The 6,135-nt window shown below is 59.1% G+C and carries 5 protein-coding genes and 1 tRNA gene; 4 read left to right on the forward strand and 2 right to left on the reverse strand.

Annotation, left to right across the window (positions count from 1 at the left end; translation table 11 throughout):
• Positions 1 to 3: 3 nt before the first annotated feature.
• Positions 4 to 390, reverse strand: a complete 387-nt coding sequence (locus A8B82_RS14475; RefSeq protein ID WP_067293747.1) for a DUF3307 domain-containing protein — start codon at positions 388 to 390, stop codon at positions 4 to 6.
• Positions 391 to 482: 92 nt separating this feature from the next.
• Between A8B82_RS14475 and A8B82_RS14480 the strand changes: the two genes are divergently transcribed.
• Entirely contained in the window at positions 483 to 3,551 is a 3,069-nt protein-coding gene (locus tag A8B82_RS14480; protein WP_443069342.1) for an ABC transporter transmembrane domain-containing protein, read from the forward strand.
• Between the two features lie 292 nt (positions 3,552 to 3,843).
• Here the strand turns inward: A8B82_RS14480 and A8B82_RS14485 are convergent.
• Positions 3,844 to 3,933 (reverse strand) — tRNA-Ser (locus A8B82_RS14485).
• A 281-nt stretch (positions 3,934 to 4,214) separates the two neighbouring features.
• On the opposite strand from A8B82_RS14485, the gene A8B82_RS14490 reads away from it, so the two are divergent.
• The 3 genes from A8B82_RS14490 to A8B82_RS14500 all read left to right on the forward strand — a co-directional run bounded on the left by A8B82_RS14490 (position 4,215) and on the right by A8B82_RS14500 (position 6,133).
• Positions 4,215 to 4,706, forward strand: coding sequence for a hypothetical protein (locus A8B82_RS14490; protein WP_067293750.1), 492 nt, complete (start codon positions 4,215 to 4,217; stop codon positions 4,704 to 4,706).
• Positions 4,707 to 4,792: 86 nt separating this feature from the next.
• Positions 4,793 to 5,224, forward strand: a complete 432-nt coding sequence (locus tag A8B82_RS14495) for a hypothetical protein (RefSeq protein ID WP_067293753.1) — start codon at positions 4,793 to 4,795, stop codon at positions 5,222 to 5,224.
• A gap of 252 nt (positions 5,225 to 5,476) precedes the next feature.
• Entirely contained in the window at positions 5,477 to 6,133 is a 657-nt protein-coding gene (locus tag A8B82_RS14500; RefSeq protein WP_138069772.1) for a hypothetical protein, read from the forward strand.
• Positions 6,134 to 6,135: the final 2 nt, after the last annotated feature.

Raw genomic sequence — 6,135 nt, forward strand, 5'->3', positions numbered from 1 at the left:
CCCTCAGCCCCAGACCACCACCGCCCAGAGCATTGCAACATAGGTCAACTGATGCATCATCTGATCCACCCCGAAGGCATGCCAGTACCCGGCCTGATCCGGCCCCTTGCCAGAGCTTTCCGCATGACGGCCCTTGATCCAGTCGATGTGGAAATGCGCCACCCCTTCGGCCAGAAAGATCACCAGCGCCAGCATTGGCCCTACCCCGACCAGCAAAAGCGCCACCAGCGACAGCCCCGTATGGACACCCGCATGCTGAACCCGGCCCAGATGCAGATAGCGCGCCCGGTCTGACAACATGCGCGGTGTCTGCAAAAAATAATCCGCAAACAGGTGCTTTACCTGTAGAAGGGTCAGCAGAAGCAGCACCATTTGCATTTCAATCGTCACAGAATTCTCTCCTAGGTGGTAACAGCTTAGGATCTGGGTCCATTAATTCCCTACAGTCAGCCCTCCCGCAACCGCAAATGATTTGATCTGATGTGGGCTGTCTTGCTACCAATTACGCAGGATATTGCCCTGCAAGAAACCCGCCCGCCTTCAAACTAAAGTGGATATTTCCAATCGAACGCTCCCTGTTCTCCTTCATCTGGAAGTATTCAAAACGCGATCAGCTTGTCCTGCTGCTGGTCACGCTGACACTGTTTCCACTGCTCTACCTGACGCTTGAACTGCCCAAACGCATCATCAACGATGCCATCGGTGCCTCTTCTGACCGGGTCGAGGCACTGGGATACGAGATCGGCCAGGTCCCCTTCCTGATGATCCTCTGCGGGCTGTTCCTGATCTCCGTGCTGCTGCACGGGATCATGAAGATGCGCATCAACACCATGAAAGGCGTGCTGTCGGAACGGTTGCTCAGACGGCTGCGCTATACGCTGATTGCGCGCATCCTGCGCTTTCCGGCCCCCTATTTCGAACGCACCAGTCAGGGTGAACTGGTCTCCATGGTCACGTCAGAGGCCGAACCGATGGGCGGGCTGATGGGCGATGCGGTGGCCCAGCCGGTGCTGCAGGCCGGGCAGATGCTGACCATCCTCGCCTTCCTATTCCTGCAAAGCGTGGCCTTTGGCCTGGCGGCCTGCGCGCTGATCCCGCTTCAGGCCTGGCTGATCCCGCGCTTGCAGCGGCGCATCAACCTGCTGAACAAGAGCCGCGTGATCGAGGTGCGGGCACTGGCCGCCGAGATCGGCGAAAGCGCCGCAGGGGCCGCGACGCTGCGCACCAATGGCGGCTGGCGCTACCGGCTGGCGCTGATCTCGGACCGTCTGGGCCAGCTTTACGTGATCCGCTTCGAGATCTTCCAGAAGAAGTTCTTCATGAAGTTTCTCAACAACTTCATCGGCCAGCTGACCCCGTTTTTCTTTTACAGCATCGGCGGATACCTTGCCATCACGGGCGACATCACCGTGGGTGCCCTTGTTGCCGCCCTTGCCGCCTACAAGGATCTGGCGAGCCCCTGGAAGGAACTGCTGGCCTATTACAACCAGTCACAGGACATGGCCGTGCGCTGGGAGACGATCACCGAAAGGTTCGCCCCCCCAGACATGATCGACGACCGGCTGTTCGATGGCTTCCCCGAGGATCTGCCGTCCCTTGCGGGCGATCTGGAACTCAATGCCGTCTCGGTGGGCGATGCGGAAGGCAACACCGTGCTGGACAGCATCACCGCCACCTTCCCCAAAGGCAGCACCGTCGCGATCAGCGCCCCCAGCGAAGAGGACCGCCGGGCGCTGGCGGCGCTGCTGACCCGCGAGGTGATGCCGATCACCGGCAGCGTCACACTTGCCGGTCACGCATTCGACCAGTTACATCAGGCCACGATTGCAGCGCGGATCGGCTATGCCTCCTCGAAGCCGGTGCTGTTTCAGGGCAACCTGGGCGAAAACATCAACATGGCGCTGCGCCGCGCGCCCCATGCCCAACCCGAAGACACCCGCGCCTTTGAAAGCCTGCGCACGGGCAACAGCACCGACCCGGTCGCGGCGGACTGGCTGGACATGTCCGCCAGCGGGGCCGCCGATTTTGCCGAGCTCAGCGCCTGGTGGATGCGTCTGGTGCGCGGCATGGGGATCGAAGACACGCTGTTCCGCCGTGCGATGGAACAACGGCTCGATAGTGCCGCGCACCCCGATCTTGCCGCCGCCCTCGCCGCATTGCGCGCGCCCCTGGCAGAGGCCATCGCGGCAGCGGACCTGTCCGGCCAGATCAGCTTTTTCGACCCGCAGGAGTATACCACCACGCTCGCGGTGGCGGAAAACCTGCTGTTCGCCACCCCCCGCGTCCCGGTCACGGCGGCGCTGCTGGCAGAGCAGACAGATTTCATGGACCTTCTCGGGCAGTTGCAACTTGAACAGGACCTGCTGCATCTTGCCGCCGACCTTGTCGAACTGCTGCGCCAGATTTTCGGCCACGACGGCACCGATCACCCGCTGTTCCGAAAGCTGGGGCTGGACCCGGAGACCTATGGTGCGGCGCTGGACCTGTTGCCGCGCCACAAACGTGCCGAACCGCTGAGCATTGAACAAAAGGCGCAACTGCTGGCGGTGCCTTTTGTGATCCCGGCGGAAAAGATCGGCACCGCCTTCCCGCAGGACATCATCAACCGCGTGCTGCAGATGCGCGACCGGCATGGTGCTGCCCTGCGTGACAGCATGGCCGGGGTGTTCCAGCCGCTGGACATCGCCACCCCGATCGAGGGGATGACCGTGCTGGAGAACGTCCTGTTCGGCAAGATCCGCGACGGCAGCGAAAGCGATGCCATCCAGGCCCTTGTGACAAAGCACCTGCGCGAGGCCGGGCTGGAAAGCGCGGTGCTGCATCTGCTCTTTGACCTGCCGCTCAGCATCGGCGGCGCGAACCTGCCCGCGCAACTCAGCGAGCCGCTGGCGCTGAGCCGCGCCGCGATCAAACGCCCCGATGTGCTGGTGCTGGACAATGTGCTGGCCAGCTATGGGGCAGACCAGAGGCACGGTCTGCACGACCGCCTGCGCAGCCTGCTGCCCGATACGACCATCATCTGCCTGTCCGCCGGTTTCGAGGACAGCGAGAAATTTGATCGTCGCTTTGTCGTGCAACAGGGTCGGCTGTCATCACTGGCAGGGCAGGTCGAGGACACCGCCGATCAGACCGTCAGCGCCGATCTGTCACGCAAACTGCGCGCCCTTGAACGCACCGATCTTTTTGCCGGGCTTGAGCGCAAGCAGTTGCGCCTGCTTGCCTTCGGCGCGCGCTGGTACGACGCCAAGGCGGGCGATTACGTGTTCCGCAAGGACGATGATCCGGGCGACGGCGCATATCTCATCCTGTCGGGCGAGGCCGACCTGCTGTTGCCGCAGGAAGGGGCCGAAGACCGGCTGATCACCACCTCCGGTCCAGGGGCATTGGTGGGCGAATTGGGCCTGATCCGCAACGTCCCCCGCGCCCTGGACATGCGCGCCGCCTCGGACCTCTCCTGCCTGCGCATCGGCGCGGAGGAATTCCTCGCCGTGGTCGAAAACGACGCAGGCACTGCCTACAAGATCCTGCAGGTCGTCGCAGGGTACGTCTGATGCCGGTCTTAACAGCGCCTTGAAAGGGGTTTCATTCGCTTTCGGGAGGGGCGGGAATGGGTCCCGGCATGACGCCGTGCGCTTGTTTTTTTCAGTGTCGGTTACAGACGCGCTGCTGGTTGGTAATAACGAAACGCTGCTTCAATGCCTGCGCTTTGAGACGACCCTCTTCCTTTGAATCAGCCGCAAGCCTGAAAGCCAATGCCTTCGGAAACAGAATGTGGATTGAGCGGAGGGCGCACAAAACAGAAGGGCCCTAATTTATTGAAGTAAAACAATAATTTAGGGTTTCTGGCGGAGACGAAGGGATTCGAACCCTCGAGACCCTTCCGGGCCTACTCCCTTAGCAGGGGAGCGCCTTCGACCACTCGGCCACGTCTCCGCGGACGGGTATAGCCGCGCAAGCTTAGGAGATACAAGGGAAAATTCGCCTTCTTGCCTGAATACCGCTTCGGCGCCTCAAACCCTTGAAATGGCACGGGAAGGCACAGGAAAGCACCCGTTGTGGGCAAGATTTGGTCAACCGAAAAAACCGCCGAGTCCGCGGCGCCAACCGTTTTGGTTCGCCAATCACCAAAAGCCAGCTCTCACATCCGCACTTGCGGAGACCACATTTTTGCCTCTGCGGTATCGACCCAATCTCCTGGCACAGGAGATGCACCAATGATCATCCAGAACGACCAACGACGAGGCCCAGAGCCGATTACCACCCGAGAGGCCCAAGCTTGGCTTTGCATTGGGCCGGACAAGGGTCGCGACTTCTGGGAAACCCAGCGGTGGTCAACACACCAGGAATTGTTCTGGGAGGACCTTTGGATGCTCATTGGCCTCGCTCCGTGTCAGCCCTCAGCCTTTATCGAAGAGCTGAAGCGGCCACTTTGGGAGACGAAAAAAGTGGCAGAATATATTTCAAAAACTCCGAAGGTAGTCGCCGCGTGGCACAAAAAGAGCACTTACCCCACCGGTTTTTCCTCTCCGGCGCTGGTCGTGGGGCCGCGGAAGAAGCTGTGGCTGCCCATTGAAGTCGAGGCCTATCGGCACGGGCAACATTTTACCCAGATAGCAAAAAGCATACGGCGCCGGCGCGGACAGGAAAGCCCGCGTCTTCGACAAACAACGGAGCCTCTTGTGACGCTTGACCCACTTACCGAATGACACGGTGGCTTCGTGCCGCCGGAAATTGGCCAATATTCTTGCTGATCGAGGAACTAAGAACAAGGAACAAGGAACAAGGAACAGACATGTTTCAAACCATCGAAGAAGCCTACGAACAGCATGCCCGCGATGTCGAGTTTGTTTCTAGTACCGAAGCCCAAGCCACGATGGCGATGGTGATCGATTTGCTCGATGAAGAGATCTCAGCAGGCGAGGCGAAGAGCTCGAGAGAACGGGCCAAGACAGCACTGAACACCCTTCTAAAGGCATACAACCAATCGCCGGAAACAACAGCTCTTTCCTTGGAGTGGTTTGATAAACATTTCCATTACGACGGCTGGAGCCCTACCCGGCTGCCCAACCTTTCACAAAAAAACGTATCGCGACTATCGAAAGCGCGCCCGCGAAGCCATTTCCCGGACGACTGGAGAAACCGCAAGACGCAGACATCTAAAAGCGCCGTCCGATCAGTGGAACGACCTCGAATCCGAACTCCGCAAGATTCCCTTTTTTATTAATACGCCTCAAGAACTGATTCCTTTCACCTCGGCTCTTCCCCGACGCGCCCGTGAAAGAAACTTACTACCACCCCACCTGTCCAACGACATTCTGAAAGATCTCGTAAAGGGGGCACCTAATGGTGAAAGAAAAAGTCTCAGGAACGCCGCTCGACGCATTCACAGGTTACAGAACGATCCTAAGACGGCAGAAATTTTCAGCTTCTTTTCCCCAATCCGATCGAGCCCATTAAGGCGGAACCCCGGAAGAGCTTGACGGTGCCGGAACACTTTTGTCTGGAGATCGACGACATGGTCGAAATGTCGTCTCGTGTGCACTACGTCAGAATCAAAAAGTATTGGGAGTGCTATTCCGAGGGAACGCAAGCTGTCCATCGCAACATTCTTCGCCGTATCGTGTCAGCTATGATCAAATCGGGTGTTTTGGACCCAACTGCGAATAGCTGCCTCTCCGCACTTCAGGATGAAAATACAGTCGCGGCCGCTCTCGACTTTGTCCATAACCGAGCTTGCTTAGGCGACCTCGCATGGAGCACTGCCAAGATCACGGCGACCCACTTGCCTTGCATTCTGGAGCGCAACGGAATTCATTTGCCTAATTTGCGGGCCATGATCGCGGAAGTCAAAGAGTTCCGCCACAATGCGACTGAGGGCGAAATGCCCGAGGAGGCCAAGGAGTTCTGTCGCGCGTTGATAGAACGACCGACGATGCTGGCCGACTTTGGCACTGCACACCTTGCTCTTCGGACGGAGGCCGATAGCATAATATGTCGAGCGCGCGCTGAGAAGCGCCGAATGACGGCCCTCGAAAAAGCCCATGTTCGGCAACTCGGAACTGTCGCGTTGTTTTGCGCGATTGAGACTGGATGGACCTGTCACGCTTTAGTGCCGCCCCAAGTGCTCGTTTAGGC

Source organism: Sulfitobacter sp. EhC04 (assembly GCF_001650875.1).
GTDB lineage: Bacteria > Pseudomonadota > Alphaproteobacteria > Rhodobacterales > Rhodobacteraceae > Sulfitobacter.

Excerpts from the sequence above, each read along its gene's own strand:
- A8B82_RS14490 (WP_067293750.1), top strand. The coding sequence starts at position 4,215 with ATGATCATCCAGAACGACCAACGACGAGGCCCAGAGCCGATTACCACC.
- A8B82_RS14495 (WP_067293753.1), top strand. The coding sequence starts at position 4,793 with ATGTTTCAAACCATCGAAGAAGCCTACGAACAGCATGCCCGCGATGTC.